Source organism: Streptomyces sp. NPDC005402 (genome assembly GCF_040606575.1).
Lineage (GTDB): Bacteria > Actinomycetota > Actinomycetes > Streptomycetales > Streptomycetaceae > Streptomyces.
In genome coordinates this window covers 60,110-74,908 of the sequence record NZ_JBEXFB010000030.1, presented here as the reverse complement: position 1 = coordinate 74,908, position 14,799 = coordinate 60,110, and the positions used below count along the sequence as shown (strand labels likewise).

The window sequence follows — 14,799 nt, the reverse complement described above, 5'->3', positions numbered from 1 at the left end:
ACACCACCGTCCCGCCCCAGCTGCGGCGCTCGCCCGCGCGCCGCAGCCGGCACCCGGCGCCGCGTCCGCCCAGCACCGCCCCGGCCGGCCGACGCGGCAGCACATCGGAGATCACCTTGCACCACATCACCACCCACGACGCGCCGGCCACCAGCCTGCGCGGCATCGGAGACACCAGCTGGCACACCCGCGGGGCATGCCACGGCATGGATGTCGAGGACGCGGACGCCATTTTCTTCCCCCTCCCCCGGGACCACGAGGCCATCGCTGAGGCGAAGGAGTTGTGCGGCTGGTGCCCGGTACGCCGCGACTGCCTCAACTTCGCCCTGGAGAACGTCCTCAAGGAGGGCATCTGGGGTGGCCTCACCGAAGCCGAACGGCGTCCCTGGCACGACGGACTGCCCCAACGCCTCGACTACCGGCGCGTGACGGCCTTCTTCCGGGGACGCGACGTACACCTGACCGAGGCAGAACGGCAGGTCGTCATCGACCACGCCTACGTACGCGGCTGGCGGCCCGACCGGCTCGCCACCGCACTGCAGATCAGCCACAAGCACGCCCGTGACCTGCTCCGGCAGGCCGCCAACAAGGTACTCGACCGCGACCGCGCCTACGGCGTGCCGAGGCCCAAGAAGAAGCGGAAGAAGCCCACTCGGGCAGCAGGCAGCCCTGCGGCCGCCGCCGCACCCGGCACACAGCAGCCGGTAGCCCGCCCGGCAGCAGCGTCGACTCCGGTGTCCGCCCCTCTCGGAAAGGCCGCATGACCCACCCCGTCCTGACCCTGAGCGCCGCTCCGAATCTCCCTCTCCTCCTCGCCGCCGGCCTGCCCGCCGCTCTCGTGCTGGTGCTGAACGCCTGGGCGTTCCGGCGCCGCGAAACCCGCCCACAGAAACGCCTCGGCGGCACGGCGGTCAAGGTCGCGGCCCTTGCCGCTCTCGGGTGCACCGCCTACAGCGCAGACACGAGCTGGCGCTTCGCCGCCGACTACCTCGACATGGCCGGCACCGCTGAACGAGCCGGGATGTTCGCCGCGGCCGAGCTGGCGCTCTTCGCGACCGCGCTGATGGCACGGCAGAACCTGGCCGCTCAAGGCGCCCCCGGCCTGCCGGGCACGCTGGTCTGGGTGATCACCGGCGTGCAGGTGATCCCTGCCTACGCCGAGAGCGGTCCCATCGGCGGCACGGTCCGGGCCTTCGTCGGGCCAGTCATGGCAGCGATGTTGTGGCACCTCGCCATGGGAATCGAACTGCGCCTGCGGACCCCGGGCGCCGCCTCCCACGGGCTGATCGCCGTCCTGGGCCGCGAGGCACGAGAACGGCTCCTGTCCCGCCTCGGCATAGCCGCGCGAGACCGCGACGCCGCCCAGATCACCCGGGACCGAGCTACCACCCTCGCGGTCGCTCTGGCCGCCCGTCTCGCCGAGCGCACACCGGAGCAGCAGCGGAGCCGGAGCGGCCGTCGGCTCACGCGGCGCCTGTCGAAGGCGGTTGGCAGGGCCTCGGTCGGCACCGACGCCCGCCAGCGCGCGCAGCTACTCGACCAGCTCGCCGCCCGCCGGCACGCACTCGCCCTCGCCACGGTCCCGCTGCCCTCGCCCTGGTCCCCGGTGCAGAGCACCGGGACGGCAGCCACGGTCCCCTCGCAGTCGGCCTGGAAGGCGCCGGTCCCCGTAGCCGGTCCCCAGGGTCCCGACGAGTCGTACGGGGACCGGGGACCGAGCGCCCCGAGGAGGCCGGTCCCCGAGGTTGCGGACTCGAAGGCGTCGGCAGCCGTGGGGACCGAGGGCGAGAACGCCGGGACCAGGGTGAGGACCGAGGCCCCAGAGGCTGGTGCGGTCCCGGGGACCGGTCCCGCCAATCCGGAAGCCGCGGAGGGGGACGCCCGAGGCGTGGGGACCGAGCGTCTGACGCGAGAAATGCCTGCTCAGGAGCCTGAGTCGCATCGGGGACCGAACGCCACCGAGTCGGGGACCGAGCCCACCGGGGACCGGGGACACGAGGTCCCTCTCCGGTGGAAGACGACCACGAAGACCAGGACGAAGAACAAGGGGATGCGCGGCCGGTCCCGCACCCCGCAGACACAGCGCCCGCCACGCGAGCTGGAGCAGTCGGTGGACCAGCTCGTCCAGCAGGTCCGCCCCCACGTTCCCGCCCTGCTCGAACGGGACGGCAACGAGTCCGTCACCCGGGTCCAGCTGCGGGAGATCCTCCGCCGCGAGGGCCTGAAGGGCGGCCGGAACGATCGGCTGAGCCTCGTCCTCCAGGAACTGCGGAGCGACGACACCACGAAGACAAGGAGCACCGCCCGATGAAGACCTGCCACCAGTTCGACACCGTCCGTGTGGAGTACGAGCGGGAGATCGGCTTCATGCTCGCCCACTCCAAGCGGCACGAGGGCAGGCCGGCGGCGAATACCAGTGCCAAGCAGGCTGCCTCGACAAAGCAGCGGATGGCCCGGGCGCTCAACAGCCACGTCGGGCGCTGCCCCGAGTGCGGCTGAGCCGAAAAAGCCCCAGCTCAGCGCCCCTATCCGCAAAGGGTGGCCCGGCTCCGTGCCGGGCCACCGCCCCGCTCCAGGAGACACGTAATGATTTCTCGTCCCCCTCGCTCTTCCGAGCCCACCGCCGCCGAGGCCGGCGCCTGGGCGGACGTCCTGGTCCGCCGGCAACTCCTGCACGCCGCCATCCTCGCGCCGACCGGCCAGTGGCTCGTCCAGAACCGGCCCGACGGACCCGTCCGCGTCCTCCTGGGGCCGGCCGACGTCCTCGCGCTGGCCGCGACCATCCAGCACCACACCCGAACCATGGGGCCCGAAATCCGATGACGAACCCCACCCAGAACGCCACCACCCCGAAACCTGCTCGCGACTCCAACTCGGTCTCGGGGCGAGCAAGTTGGGGCGGAAGCATAGCTTCCGCCAAACCCGCCCCCAAAGGGGCGGGAGAGGACCTGCACCGGGGGGCGCAGGTCCTCCAGGCTTCGACCGAGGGCGGATCGAAGCCGGGACAGGAGGAACAGCAGAACGAACCGCGCGCCCGCCGACAGCGCGCTCCCCGCGCCCGTCAGCGCCCGCGTCAACCGCCCGAGACGAAGCGCCTGCACCAGCCCGCCACGCGTTTCAACGAAGACGAGTACGCCCTGATCAAGTCCGCCGCCGCCCGATGCAATCTGTCCGTCGCCGGGTTCCTCGCCCGCTCCGCCCTCGCCGCCGCCCGCGACCTTGACCGCACCAGCGCCGAAATCGCCGACGAACGCGAAGTGATCACAGCCCTGTTCGACAGCCGGCGTCGGCTCGGCTGGGCCGGCAGCAACCTCAACCAAGCAGTCAAGGCCCTCAACTCCGGCGCAGACGCCCCCCAGCTCGAAGCGGCCGTCGCCGCCGTACGGCGTGCCGCCGACACCGCCCACGAAGCCGCCACACGTCTGATCGAGCACCACGGCTCATGATCCCCAGCGTCAACAACACGGGATCACGGACCATCGGCCTCCTCAAATACCTGTACGAGACCGGCAAGTACGAGGACCACACCGACCCCCACCTCGTCGCCTCGTTCGACGGCATGTCCCCCGACCCCGGTCGCGACCCGGACGCCACCCTCAAGGACCTTGCCCAGATCCTGGACCAACCCGTGATGGCGCTCGCCGAGCACGCTCGCCCAGCCAAGCACGTATGGCACACCTCCGTACGCGCCGACCCCGGAGACCGGATCCTGTCCGACGAGGAGTGGGCGGACATCGCCCGCCGCATCGTCGCAGCCACCGGCATCGATCCCGGCGAGGGACAGTCCGGCTGCCGCTGGGCCGCCGTACGACACGCCGACGACCACATCCACATCGTCGCCACCCTCGTCACCGAGGACGGCCACCGCCCCGACGACTACCGCTCCGGCACCCGCGCCCAGGCCGAAGCCCGCCTCATCGAGAAGGAACTCGGCCTCCGCCAGGTCGCGCCCGGCGACGGCACCGCCGCACAGCGACCCACCAGCGCCGAACGCCACAAGGCCGAACGCCAGGGACGAGAGCGCACCGCCCGCGAAGAACTGCGCGAAACCGTGCGACGCGCGGTGACCGGAGCGAGAAGCGACGAAGAGTTCTTCGACCGGGTCGCCGCCGCCGGCCTCCTCATCCGCAAGCGCGCAGCGCCCTCCGGCGACCTCCTCGGATACAAGGTCGCTCTGCCCGACGACCTCAATAAGGACGGCGAGCCGGTCTTCTACCCCGGCGCGCGCCTCGCCCCCGACCTCTCACTGCCCCGCATCCGGGAGCACTGGTCCGGCGACACCCAGGACAACCCAGCTGCCCGGCAAGAGGAACCACCCCGTACGGGACCGGGCAGTCCGGCCGCCGCCCGCCGCGGGACGGCATCGGCCGCGTGGCAGGCCGTACTCGTCGTCGAGTACGGCGACGATGCGGTCGCCGCCGCCCACATCGCTGCTGCCGGCGAGGTCCTCGATGCCCTCGCGAAGACGTCCGCCGCCCACACCCGCCGCGAACTGCGCGACGCCGCAACGGCCTTCGAACGCGCCTCGCGCTCCCACGTCCGCGCCGTCCGCGGACACGACCGAGCACTACGGCAGGCCGCCCGCGACCTCGTCCACAGCGGCCCCGCCCTCGGCCGCGGGGAAGACGGCGCCACCACCGCGATGGCCATCGACATGCTGTTCTTCCTCATCATCGCCACCGCGCACTGGCACGCCAGAAAGGGACACGCCCAGCAGGCCGAAGCCGCCACCCGGGCCGCCGAGCACCTGCGCACCGCCTACCAGGCGGCCGCCCCCCAGCCCCTCAGCGTGCTCTACCAGCGAGGTCAGCGCCTCAGCCGGCCGATGCTCCAGCGGCAAACCGTGGTGCTTCGCGAGACGCTACCGGAGCTGGCCGAGCAGATCCTCGCCGAGCCCGGCTGGTACGCCCTGGCCGCCACCATCGTGGAGGCCGAAGCCGCCGGCCACGACCCGGCCACCCTCCTGTTGGACGTTGCGGCAAGCCGCGAACTCGGCACCGCGGACTCCGTCAGCGACGTGCTCGTGTGGCGGATGCGGCGAACAGCCGACCTACCCGCCGACGCCTCTCACCTGCCCGAGACCAACCCCGTAGGAAGCCGGTCCGCACCGCGCCGTTCGACATCCAGGCCCTCCGCGCCCGGTAGACGGCGCAGCGGGGAGGAGACGTCGCGTAAGGCCCGGTAGGCCCGCCGGGTGCCGCTGTGCGGCCTCAACGCATCACCGAGAGAAGGGACAGTGCCACTGCTCCGCCCGCAATCCACCGCATGGTCGTACGCCACACCGGACCTCGATGACGACCGACTCCGCCTGGGAGGCCGTCGGCATCCGTGCATCTGCAGGACGGACGGGCATGACGCAGGTGCGGCGAGTCGAGCCAGTGCACGTCTTGAAGTTGAGCGGTGCAGGGAGACGACGACGTGTGGTCGGGCACACCGTGGCAACGGCCATTCGCCGCGCGGAGACCCGCACCGTGGTCAACTCGTCATCGGGGCAACCGAGAAGCCGAAGCACCTGCTGACCTGGCCAAAGGCGACTGTGAACTTTGTGAATTGAAACCATTGAGGGCGTGGGGCACGATCATGAAGCGCGCAGGACGAGGTGACGAGGTAGAGGAGGACGCCAGGGTGTTTTACCGGATACGCCGCAGGGCCAAGGAGCCGAGCGAAGCCCAGAGACAGTTCGCCGAGCTGCACGCGCGGCTGCAGGGCCAGGTCCCGCCCGGCTTCGGAGTGCCGGCGCCTGCCGAGCCGGCCGGCGTCGTGGACGACTTCCTTCCGCCCGAGTTGCGCGTGCCGAGCCACGACCAGGTCGACGGCAAGATGATGCCGTGGAAGCAGCCCCTCGTCCTCGACGGGGAGATGGCCATGTGCGCCGAGTGCGGCGCATACCGGGACTGGCTGATCCTCTCGACGGGCGGCGAGATCTGGCTGCGCTGTCCGGCAGGCCACCAGCAGCAGGAGCCCCGCCTCGACACCGCCTGGTACAACCGCAACAGCGGACCCGCGGACGCGACGCACGCCACGTTCGAGGACTGTCTGCGCCACCTCGGGCACTGACCACCACTCCTACGACCCGGGCCCTCGGGCCGCACTGACCACCCGTCGCCCAGCACCAAGGGGTCAGTTCCGTCATGCGCGTTCGCGTCGCCACCACTGCCCTCGGCATCACCGCCGCCCTCCTCTCCCTGCCCGCCTGCTCCGCCGGCACCACCGGGGCCAAGCATCAGAGCCCCTCCGCCGCCCGGACGAGCAAGCCGGCCGACGCCGTCCAGAATCCGGCCTCGCTCTCCTCGGCTGCGCTCGAGTCGCTCCTGCTCGACCAGCGCGACCTCGGCAGCGGCTACCTGCCCAAGCCGGAGCATGTGGCCCAGCACTACGACGTCACGGTCCTCGGCTGCCCGGCCCTGAGCAAGCTGGGCGGCAACGCAGCGACCGGCGGCACACTCTCCTTCCCGCGCAAGGCGAAGACGGACTTCACCTACGGCGGCAGCTCCTCGGAGATCTCCGAGGAGCTGTACAGCGACAGCGCGAAGAAGCTGTCCGACGGTGTCGCCCGGATCTTCGACGCGATGACTGGCTGCCCGACCTATGAGGTCGTAGCGGGCGGCACCCCGGTCGACGTGGCCTCGCAGAAGCTGCCCGCGCCCCACAACCTCGGTGACGAGCAGTGGAGCCAGCTCCTGACGTTCACCACGGCAGGGCGGAGCACCGTGGTCAAGCAGACCGCGGTACGCGACGGCAGTCTGCTGCTGATCGTCTCCGGCTCCCCGGCCCTCGTCGACCGCCACCTCGGCAAGGCCCTGGCCAAGGCCACGGCAAGGAGCTGACCTGCCTGCCCGTAACACACGCTGCCTCCGACCCCCGTGGGTCGGAGGCAGCGTGTGTTACGGGCCAACGCGTTGAGCAGCGCGAGCAGCCTGGCCGGGCACCCAGGCTCGGACCTGTCCGGGCTGTACGTAGAGCACGTTCGGGTTGTGGCTGTGCGGCCCGTAGCCGCTGGATGCGTTGACGAGGAGGTACGCGCTTGCGGGAACGTGCCAGTTCCAGAACCATGCGTCCTGTTGCCGACCGGTGTCGCACCAGGTCACGACGGCTTTTGAGCCACGGCGTCCGTGCTGGTAGACCCGCGTGACCTGAAGGAGTTGCCCTTGCCCGGAACTTCGGTGCTGCTGGAATGCCTGCCACTGCGCGGCGAGGGCAGCCGTGCGCTTGCGGCGTGAACGGACCGTCAACGCGATCGTCACGGCGACGATGAAAGCGATGGCCATAAGGGCGCCGGGGCTGGGGTGCATGGCCGCATCCTGCATCGTTCCCTCACAGGGCGGCAAACCATCCTGGGCATCGAAGACCGGGCGACCAGTTCACCCGAGAAGCAAGAAAGTCCGGCACCCTCAACTGGGAGGGTGCCGGACTGCGATCACCGAGAGTTGCGCGCGGGACGTTAGAGGGCCGGCGCGCGCAGGAGGCGGTCCTGGGTGGTCTCGGGCAGCACCCGCCGCAGAACCGGTGCGGTCGAGCTGAGGGAGGCGGCGAAGGCGGCGACGAGATCGTGCGGGACGCTGGCGGCGAAGGAAGCCGCCCACAGACACGGTGCGCCGAGCGCGGGCTCGGCCCAAGCCTGCCATCCGGCCGGTCCCGTCTCGTCGGCCTCGGCCGCCAGGGCGTGCGGGTCGGCGTCCTGGATGAGGGGCGGGACCTCGCCGAGGCTGATGTGCGAGGTGAACGTCGGATCCGTCGCTGCCGCCTGGGGCTGGTCGATGTCGCGGAACCATCCGTGGGCGGCAACCGCGTCGAGAACCAGCTCGGATCCAGCAAGCGGCACGGCAGGCTGATCGCTTGCGTCGAGCGCGATGAGGAAGTCGGCCACCGCCTCACCGGGAACATCGCGGGTGAAGTAGGCCGACCACTGGGCGAGAGGGTTGCTCGCCTCGGCGCGGGCGGAGATCTGCCAGGCAATCGGCACCTCTCCCAGGTGGAACGGCTCGTCCGCCAGCACCCATTGGGCCCAACGCAAGGTGTCGGGGCTGATGTGCAGGACGGTGCTGCGCAGGATCTGGCGGTCCTCCGGCTCCTCGTCCGGCTCATGCCGTCCGCGGACGATCGTCAGGCTCGTCCAGCCCAGGCCGGCGAGCGTGTCGGCGACGGCGTCGTAGAGGCGCCCATCGTCACCGGCCAGGTGCCGGGGGCCGACCCAGAACGCGGGCTGGCCGCCACGTGAGGCGGACGGGTCGGGCGGGAAATCGGGGTACAGGGGCGCCTCCAAGGGCTCCGTACGGGTCTAGTTGCCGCCGGCGCGGCGGCGGGGGCGGCGCGGGGGCGGCTGGACGGGGCCCTGCCACGTCAGGGCGATGGCGACCTCGGGCGGCAGGTGGCCGAGCTGTGCGTCCTCGTCCGCTCCTTCGGCGAGGTAGACGACGGTCCGGCCGGTCTCGTCCACCGACTGCAGGACCTGCGCCAAGCGGTGGGCCATCGGGAAGAACGGGTTCATGGCCTGGCGGACCGGAGCACTTCGGTCGCAGCCGGACAGCAGGTCGATGAGATCGCCGACGGTCATCTCCGAGGACGTCACGAACAGCCTCCTGGGGTACGAGGAAAGGGGGAGCAATGGAACGGTTCGGCGGCCGGTACAGCCGGCCGATCGCAGGGCGGACACTTCGTGTCGGTGTTTGCCCGCGTGTCAGAGGCGGCGTGAGGTCTCCAGCACACGCGCTACGGCCGCGGCGACGATGTCCGCCGGCGTCTCGGTATCGAACGACAGGTGGTAGCCACGGACCTTGGCGGTGCCGGTGACGGCGATCTTCCATCCCTCGCCGTCCGTGCCGGGGCGTCCGAGCGGGAACCAGCCGAGGTAGAACCGGCCGTCCTTCGAGCTGACGTGCATGTCCGCACGATCATCGACGATCAGGTGGAAGTCCTGCGCGGAGAACTGGTCCATGACCAGCGCGGGCTGGCCGGGGCCGAGCTGCCACTCGCGCAGTCGCAGGGCTTCGACGGTGGTGGAGAAACCGGGGCCCGCAGGGGCTACGGTCACAGGCAATCACCTCTCTGACCTGGGGTTTCTTGCAAGGTCGTCTACGTTGACATGCCCTCGCAGCCGTTGGCCAGTCTTTCCGCGATCTTTCCTGTCTGCCCCCGGCGAACTGCTGTCCTTTGTCATCCAACCGAGGCGTTTGACAGCGAACCCAGTCGCTTCGTCTTCTCTGACAGTGAATCTAGTTGTTGCGGGTCATGACGTTGTTGACGGTGGGTTTGGGGCGGTCGGCGGGGCGGGATCCGTTGTGGACGGTCTGGTGCGGACGATGGCTTGGTCTCCTCGTGGACCGAACAGGTGCAGGATCTCCACGGTGCTTGTGTCCGCGGGGCCGAACCAGTGGGGCTCGGTGGTGTCGAACTCGGCCACTTCGCCGGGCCGCAGCGTGAAGTCCTGCGCCCCGAGGATGAGGCGTAGCCGACCGGCGAGGGCATAGAGCCATTCGTAGCCCTCGTGGGTGACCAGTTCCGGCTGGCGGGGGGTCAGTACCTGCTTGAAGACCTGCACTCGGCCCGGGTACTGCGTCAGGGGTACGAGGACGCTGCCGCGCTCCTTGTGCAGGGGCCGGAGGTGCACCCGAGGGTCACCGCTGGCGGGCGCCGCCACAAGTTGGTCGAGTGACGTGGTGGGCACGTGCCAGCGGGATGAGCAGGTCCAGAGTCGGGCGCCGTTTGCCCGATTCCACCCGGGACAGTGTGCTGACCGAGATCCCGGTCGTGTCCGCGAGTGCCTCGAGGGTGAGTCCCCGTTCCCGGCGCAGAATGCGCAGCCGGGGCCCGATGCCATCGAGTATCTGTTCCAGCTCCGTATCCCTGGCTCCTGTGTTCATGGATTCATTTTTGCAGTGTTCGCAAAATTGATGGGCGGCGGCTGTCGTTGGGGCTGAGCCTTGCCGGGCACTGTTCCCGGACCTCAGAGGTAGACCGTGACTGCGACGACACCCCTTGTTCAACCCATGCTGAGTGCGCGCAGACGCTGGACGGTACTGGCCGTCTGCTGCCTGAGCATGTTCCTGGTGGGCCTGGACACCACCATCGTCAATGTGGGTCTGCCGGCCATTGGGCGCGGCCTGGATGTCGACACTCGCGGTCTCGAATGGATCGTGGACGCCTACACCCTCGTCCTGGCCAGTCCCTGATCTCCTCCGGCGCACTGGCGGATCGCTTCGGACGCCGCCGGGTCTTCCAGTGCGGTCTGGCCGCGTTCGGCGCGGCCTCGCTGGTCTGCGCGCTCGCCCCGTCGGCCGGCGTACTCATCGCGGCCCGCGCCCTGCAGGGAATCGGTGCCTCGATGCTCAGCCCCGTGGCGCTCGCGATCGTGGTGAACGCGATGCCGGACCCGAAGGAACGGGCGCAGGCGATCGGCATCTGGGCGTCGGTGTTCGGGCTGAGCATGGCCGTTGGTCCCGTCACGGGCGGTGCGCTGCTCGCGGGGCTCGGCTGGCGGGCGCTGTTCTGGATCAACGCACCGGTCATCGCGGCCGCTCTGCTGCTCAGTGCAGTGTTCGTGCCGGAGTCCCGGGCACCGCGGGCCCGGCGCCTCGACCTGCCCGGCCAGGTCCTGCTGACCGTGGTCCTCGCGGTCGTGGTCGGCGTCCTGATCGAAGGGCCTCGCATCGGCTGGACGTCGCCTGCGGCGCTGGCGGGATACGCAGGGGCTGCTGTGGCGACAGGCGGATTCGTGTGGGTCGAGTCCCGCCGCCGTGAGCCGCTGATGGATCCGCGGATCTTCAGGAGCCCGGTCTTCAGCGGTGCCGTTCTGGGTGCGGTGGCGGTCTTCGTGGCTCTGACCATGACACTGCTGCTGAACACCCTCTACCTGCAGCACACCCGGGAATGGACGCCGCTGGCCGCCGGAGTGGCGACTTTGCCCCTGGCCGTCGCGGCGGCTGTCTGCGCCCCTTGGTCCGGCCGCATGGTCGGCCGCACGGGACCGCGGCTGCCGCTGCTCCTTGCCGGTGGGTTCATCACGGCCGGCGGTCTCTGCCTGGTCCGGCTCACTCCACACACGAGCGTGCTCCTGCTTCTGGCCGCATACTCGCTCATCGGTGTCGGGTTCGGCTTCGCCAACGCCCCGATCACCACCACCGCGGTCAATGGACTGCCACCCGCCCGTGCCGGCGTGGCCGGGGCGATCACCTCCACTGCACGGCAACTCGGCTCCGCCCTCGGCATCGCGCTCGCCGGCGGCCTGGTCACGGCCACCAGCCCGACGGGGCTCGCATACGCGTCCCGCCCGGGCTGGATCCTGGTCGCCACCTGTGGCGTGCTGGTCTTCCTCGTCGCCCACATATCACGGCCGAATGAGGCCACCACGGGCCCCGCCTCCCCGCACGCGCGGTGAGCCGCGTGACTCACCGCAACGCACCGTTGTCCGTTGAAGGCCGCCGCCGCCTCGTCGAGCGCTGCCGAACGCGCCCCATTGCTCACGTCGCCGGTGAGATGGCAATCTCCCGGGCCTGTGTCACGCGCTGGACGCCGGATTCCACACCGTCGTCGAGGGCATCCTGTACGCCGACCGGTATGCCGTGATGCTGGATGATCTCGTGCGCGACCACCGGGGCACCTCGCGTTGCTACTACTTGGATGTGCCGCTGCAGGAGACGCTCCGTCGGCATTCGACGAAGCCGGACCTGGAGTACCTGGCCCAGGTCACCGACGAGCATCTGCGGGAGTGGTATCGCGAACGGGACCTGCTGCCCAGCGGCATCGAGGCAGTCATCGAAGCCGGCAGCACCTTGGACGACACGGTGAAGCACATCCTGCGGGACACGAGCCTGGACGCAGTGCAGCCCATAGACCGCTGAGGATGCTCGAACACCGACGAGTCCGAGTAGGCAGCGGCACGGCTACGATCCCGGCGGGCGGGTGTAGCGCAGTGGTCGACGCGCGCGGTCTCCAAAATCGCGAGGACGCCGGTTCGAATCCGGTCACCCAGCCCAGCCGATCTCGCGGACCTCGATCGCACCCGCGTGCGGCATGTATTGGATCCAGCACGTCGAGCCGAACGCCTCCTGGATCTCCTCGACTGAGCCCGGGTCCCGCACGTCCGGGAAGGCGCAAAGTCCCGTCGTGCGATGTCGACGAGCGCGAGGACTTCGTGCCGCGCCTCGTCGGTCGGCAGCTCGGCCATCACCTCGACGGCAAGCTCCTCGAACACCGTGCCGTGCCTGTGCATAACGCCCCCTTGTGATCCACAGGGGCGTCACGGTAGTGCGAGGAGTGGGGGAACACGCGTGCCTGTGGATAACGCGGCATCGCCGCCCGTCGGGCACAGGGGTAGCACCAAGACAGTGTGTGGCGCGGGTAGTTGTAGCGCCAACTCCGCATGGCACGAGGCGATCCTGGCGCGGCCCCGCCGCTCCTCTGGTCGTTCTCCCGTACCGGCGTCGCAGCAATCGTGGCGCACTGCGCAGCCCTCATAATGGGAAGGATCCGAGCAAGGAGCCCCGCGGCTAGTGACGTCAATCACAGCTGACATTCGGCGCCAGCCGGACCGCCGGAGCCCCTCAATGCGCTTGACCAGTAGGTCTCTTGACGTTGACTCGTATAGGTTGCGTAACACCCCCCCATAAGGGTAAATTAGTGCATTTCTCGCATAGGTTACGGTCCAACGCATGGGACTCAATGAGCAGTTCGCGGCCGTCTCCGGCCCGCTTTTCGCCCTGCTGACGGTGTTGTTTGCAGCGGCCCTGTCGCATCCCGACCCGGCGGTCAGGGCTCGGCCAGAGCGGCAGTTGGCGGTGATCTTCCGCGCCCGCTAGGCCGGTGTGTGCGTCGGCTCACGTCGGAGCCTGGCATCGTGCGACCGGGCCGTGCGAGATGGAACGTTCGCCCACGCCAAAGCCCCCCGGAATCGCGCGGATTCCGGGGGGCTTTGGCGTTCCAGACGGGTCAGCTTTCGGCGGAGCCGTCGTCGCTAGTGGAGTTGTCCGTACGGCGTCGGCGGGCCACGAGGAGAGCACCTCCGCCGCCGGCGACGAGCACTCCGGCGCCGCCGAGCAGCCGCGGGGTTGCGTCGGCGCCGGTGTGCGCGAGCGAGCCCTCGGGCGCGGGAGCCGCTGTGCTCGATGCGGTCTCGTCGGTGGCCGGGGTGCCGGAAGACGCGGCGGACGGCAACGAGGGGACCTCCCCCTTGCCGGGCTTGGCCGGTGTAGGCCGGCCCGTCGGCTTGGTGGTGGGCTTGCCGGTCGGCTTCTCCGTAGGCGGCGGGGTGGTGGCAGTCTTGGCGTTGGTGACGGTCACGGTGACGGGGTCGCCCGGCTTGGCATTGAATGCCTTCGATGGCTTGTGTTTCTCATAGCCGTTGGGCGCCTTGACTTCCTTGACCCAGAATTGCGTGTTCCGGCTCGACACCGGCAGGTCTCCGGAGGCCGTGCCCTTGGCGCCGGTGGTCAGGGTGAGCAGCGTCGAGGTGCCGGTGCCGATGTTCACGGTCGCGCCGGCCAGGAGCTTGCCGGTCTTGTCGTCCTTGGCCTGCAAGAGAACCTTGGCGGCCTTGAACGAGTCGGTGATCGTCAGCCGTGTGGTGGCGCCCGGGGTGACGATGACGTCCTGGTCGGCGACGACCTCGTGGAGCGGGCTGCCGGAGGCCGTTTCCTTGAGCCGGTAAACGCCCGGCGTGAGGTCGGGGAAGGTCAGCTTCCCCTGTGCGTCGCTCTTCCCTCGTCCGGCTTCCTGGCCGACGAAGTCGAGCAGCAGGAACGCGGCGCCGGGGAGCGCGTCCCCGGCCGTGTCCTTGGTGGTGATCTCGACGCTGCCCGCGTCCGGGGCCGGTGTCTCGGCGGAGGCGGCGAAGGCCGAGGGGGTCGGTTCGGAGGGCTGGGCGCTCGCGGCCGGTGCCCAGGTGAGGGTGCCGGTCACGGCGACGGCGAGGGCGGCGGCGGATCGGACGAAACGTGCGCGCACGAGGAGGGAGACTCCTTGATCAAGGGGGGCGGGGAAGGTCATCGGGTTCGGCCAGAGACCGGAGCGGGAGGCGGCGGGGCGACAGGTGTGGTGCCGTGCGGCTGTTTGGCGGTCGTGGTCGCGACGTAGAGGGCGCGGCGGGTGTGGACAGGGACGTCCTGGACGGTGCGGTGCAGTGGCTCGGTGGAGATCAGCGAGGCGGTGAAGGCCGCGACGAGCGTGGTGGGCGTGCCGTAGGAGAAGCGTGCCGCCCAGTGCGGCTCGCTGGGGTATCCGCCCCAGGACCGCCAGGCCGGTCCGCTGGAGCCGCTGATGGCGTATCGGTGGCGTACGCAGCCGAGTCCTTCCGGGGTGAGGAAGGTCTGTGTGCCGTCGGTCTTGACGGCGTGGCTCCAGCCGCGGGCGAGGAGCGGTGCGTACGCCTCGTGCGGCGCCGTCTCGTCCTGGAACAGCCGGTCCTGGTCGCTGTGCCGGTCTTCGAGGTAAAGGTCGAGCAGCTCGGTGTGGACGTCGTGCAGCAGCTCTATGGGGGTGGTGAGGTCGAAGGTGATCTGCCAGGCCGGCGGGGTGAACGGGGCCCGGTGCGCGTTGATGGTCCACGTGCCCTTGCCGGGCTTGTCGGGCTGGGGGTCGTAGGTGGTCTGCAGTCTCAGGCAAGGGCTGAAAGCGGCGGCTGTGCCTGCGTCGGTCTGGGCGAACGGCCAGCCCTCGTCGAAGGGGAAGGCCCATGCGGTGCGAGGGTCCACGGCGCCGGGCCCAGCGAGGTGGCGGGGAAGGACCTGCACGGTCTGGGCCGGGTCGAGGTTCTCAAAGGGATGGGTCATCACGGGCAGGGCTCCTGGTGGACGAGTGCGGAACGCC

At 70.1% G+C, this 14,799-nt stretch carries 19 protein-coding genes, 1 tRNA gene and 2 pseudogenes; 14 read left to right on the top strand and 8 right to left on the bottom strand.

Annotation, left to right across the window (positions count from 1 at the left end; genetic code table 11):
* Positions 1 to 116: 116 nt before the first annotated feature.
* From ABZT02_RS39460 to ABZT02_RS39425, 8 genes are all read left to right on the top strand, one after another.
* Positions 117 to 764 (top strand): WhiB family transcriptional regulator, encoded by a 648-nt coding sequence (locus ABZT02_RS39460; RefSeq protein WP_356026779.1) that lies wholly within the window; start codon positions 117 to 119, stop codon positions 762 to 764.
* Positions 761 to 2,311, top strand: a complete 1,551-nt coding sequence (locus ABZT02_RS39455) for a hypothetical protein (protein ID WP_356026717.1) — start codon at positions 761 to 763, stop codon at positions 2,309 to 2,311. Before ABZT02_RS39460 ends, ABZT02_RS39455 begins: the two co-directional genes overlap by 4 nt.
* Positions 2,308 to 2,499 carry a hypothetical protein gene (locus tag ABZT02_RS39450; protein ID WP_356026715.1) on the top strand — a complete coding sequence of 64 codons (192 nt, stop codon included), beginning with the start codon at positions 2,308 to 2,310 and terminating at the stop codon, positions 2,497 to 2,499. The genes ABZT02_RS39455 and ABZT02_RS39450 overlap by 4 nt, the downstream gene beginning before the upstream one ends.
* 87 nt (positions 2,500 to 2,586) lie before the next feature.
* On the top strand, positions 2,587 to 2,823 hold the full coding sequence (locus ABZT02_RS39445) for a hypothetical protein (RefSeq protein WP_356026713.1): 237 nt from the start codon (positions 2,587 to 2,589) through the stop codon (positions 2,821 to 2,823).
* Complete coding sequence (locus ABZT02_RS39440) at positions 2,820 to 3,446, top strand: hypothetical protein (protein WP_356026711.1); 627 nt, start codon at positions 2,820 to 2,822, stop codon at positions 3,444 to 3,446. Before ABZT02_RS39445 ends, ABZT02_RS39440 begins: the two co-directional genes overlap by 4 nt.
* Entirely contained in the window at positions 3,443 to 5,185 is a 1,743-nt protein-coding gene (locus ABZT02_RS39435; protein ID WP_356026709.1) for a relaxase/mobilization nuclease domain-containing protein, read from the top strand. Before ABZT02_RS39440 ends, ABZT02_RS39435 begins: the two co-directional genes overlap by 4 nt.
* Before the next feature lie 440 nt (positions 5,186 to 5,625).
* Positions 5,626 to 6,057, top strand: a complete 432-nt coding sequence (locus tag ABZT02_RS39430) for a hypothetical protein (RefSeq protein ID WP_356026707.1) — start codon at positions 5,626 to 5,628, stop codon at positions 6,055 to 6,057.
* 74 nt (positions 6,058 to 6,131) lie between these two features.
* A complete protein-coding gene (locus ABZT02_RS39425; RefSeq protein WP_356026705.1) occupies positions 6,132 to 6,827 on the top strand; it encodes a hypothetical protein in 696 nt (231 codons plus the stop codon).
* Between the two features lie 57 nt (positions 6,828 to 6,884).
* Here the strand turns inward: ABZT02_RS39425 and ABZT02_RS39420 are convergent, their stop codons facing one another.
* The 5 genes and pseudogenes from ABZT02_RS39420 to ABZT02_RS39400 all read right to left on the bottom strand — a co-directional run bounded on the left by ABZT02_RS39420 (position 6,885) and on the right by ABZT02_RS39400 (position 9,860).
* Positions 6,885 to 7,292: a hypothetical protein gene (locus ABZT02_RS39420; protein ID WP_356026703.1), complete on the bottom strand. Its 408-nt coding sequence runs from the start codon at positions 7,290 to 7,292 to the stop codon at positions 6,885 to 6,887.
* A gap of 149 nt (positions 7,293 to 7,441) precedes the next feature.
* Complete coding sequence (locus ABZT02_RS39415; RefSeq protein ID WP_356026701.1) at positions 7,442 to 8,263, bottom strand: DUF317 domain-containing protein; 822 nt, start codon at positions 8,261 to 8,263, stop codon at positions 7,442 to 7,444.
* Positions 8,264 to 8,278: 15 nt separating this feature from the next.
* Positions 8,279 to 8,569, bottom strand: coding sequence for a hypothetical protein (locus tag ABZT02_RS39410; protein WP_356026699.1), 291 nt, complete (start codon positions 8,567 to 8,569; stop codon positions 8,279 to 8,281).
* Between the two features lie 108 nt (positions 8,570 to 8,677).
* A complete protein-coding gene (locus ABZT02_RS39405; protein WP_356026697.1) occupies positions 8,678 to 9,031 on the bottom strand; it encodes a DUF317 domain-containing protein in 354 nt (117 codons plus the stop codon).
* A 195-nt stretch (positions 9,032 to 9,226) separates the two neighbouring features.
* Positions 9,227 to 9,860: pseudogene (locus ABZT02_RS39400) on the bottom strand (XRE family transcriptional regulator).
* Positions 9,861 to 9,986: 126 nt separating this feature from the next.
* Here ABZT02_RS39400 and ABZT02_RS39395 point away from each other — a divergent pair.
* The 3 genes and pseudogenes from ABZT02_RS39395 to ABZT02_RS39385 all read left to right on the top strand — a co-directional run.
* Positions 9,987 to 10,169 carry a hypothetical protein gene (locus ABZT02_RS39395; protein WP_356026695.1) on the top strand — a complete coding sequence of 61 codons (183 nt, stop codon included), beginning with the start codon at positions 9,987 to 9,989 and terminating at the stop codon, positions 10,167 to 10,169.
* On the top strand, positions 10,127 to 11,374 hold the full coding sequence (locus ABZT02_RS39390; RefSeq protein ID WP_356026693.1) for an MFS transporter: 1,248 nt from the start codon (positions 10,127 to 10,129) through the stop codon (positions 11,372 to 11,374). The genes ABZT02_RS39395 and ABZT02_RS39390 overlap by 43 nt, the downstream gene beginning before the upstream one ends.
* A 5-nt stretch (positions 11,375 to 11,379) precedes the next feature.
* A pseudogene (locus ABZT02_RS39385) lies at positions 11,380 to 11,490 on the top strand (IS481 family transposase); the annotation flags it as partial.
* Here the strand turns inward: ABZT02_RS39385 and ABZT02_RS39380 are convergent.
* Entirely contained in the window at positions 11,457 to 11,588 is a 132-nt protein-coding gene (locus ABZT02_RS39380; protein ID WP_356026783.1) for a hypothetical protein, read from the bottom strand. The pseudogene ABZT02_RS39385 and the gene ABZT02_RS39380 sit on opposite strands and share 34 nt — an antisense overlap.
* Here ABZT02_RS39380 and ABZT02_RS39375 point away from each other — a divergent pair.
* The 3 genes from ABZT02_RS39375 to ABZT02_RS39365 all read left to right on the top strand — a co-directional run bounded on the left by ABZT02_RS39375 (position 11,562) and on the right by ABZT02_RS39365 (position 12,794).
* Entirely contained in the window at positions 11,562 to 11,837 is a 276-nt protein-coding gene (locus ABZT02_RS39375) for a hypothetical protein (protein WP_356026691.1), read from the top strand. The genes ABZT02_RS39380 and ABZT02_RS39375 overlap by 27 nt on opposite strands.
* A 57-nt stretch (positions 11,838 to 11,894) precedes the next feature.
* Positions 11,895 to 11,970 (top strand) — tRNA-Trp (locus ABZT02_RS39370).
* Between the two features lie 677 nt (positions 11,971 to 12,647).
* Entirely contained in the window at positions 12,648 to 12,794 is a 147-nt protein-coding gene (locus ABZT02_RS39365; protein WP_356026689.1) for a hypothetical protein, read from the top strand.
* 130 nt (positions 12,795 to 12,924) lie between these two features.
* Here the strand turns inward: ABZT02_RS39365 and ABZT02_RS39360 are convergent, their stop codons facing one another.
* Positions 12,925 to 13,938, bottom strand: a complete 1,014-nt coding sequence (locus tag ABZT02_RS39360) for a SpaA isopeptide-forming pilin-related protein (RefSeq protein ID WP_356026687.1) — start codon at positions 13,936 to 13,938, stop codon at positions 12,925 to 12,927.
* 38 nt (positions 13,939 to 13,976) lie between these two features.
* Positions 13,977 to 14,762, bottom strand: coding sequence for a DUF317 domain-containing protein (locus tag ABZT02_RS39355; RefSeq protein ID WP_356026685.1), 786 nt, complete (start codon positions 14,760 to 14,762; stop codon positions 13,977 to 13,979).
* Positions 14,763 to 14,799: the final 37 nt, after the last annotated feature.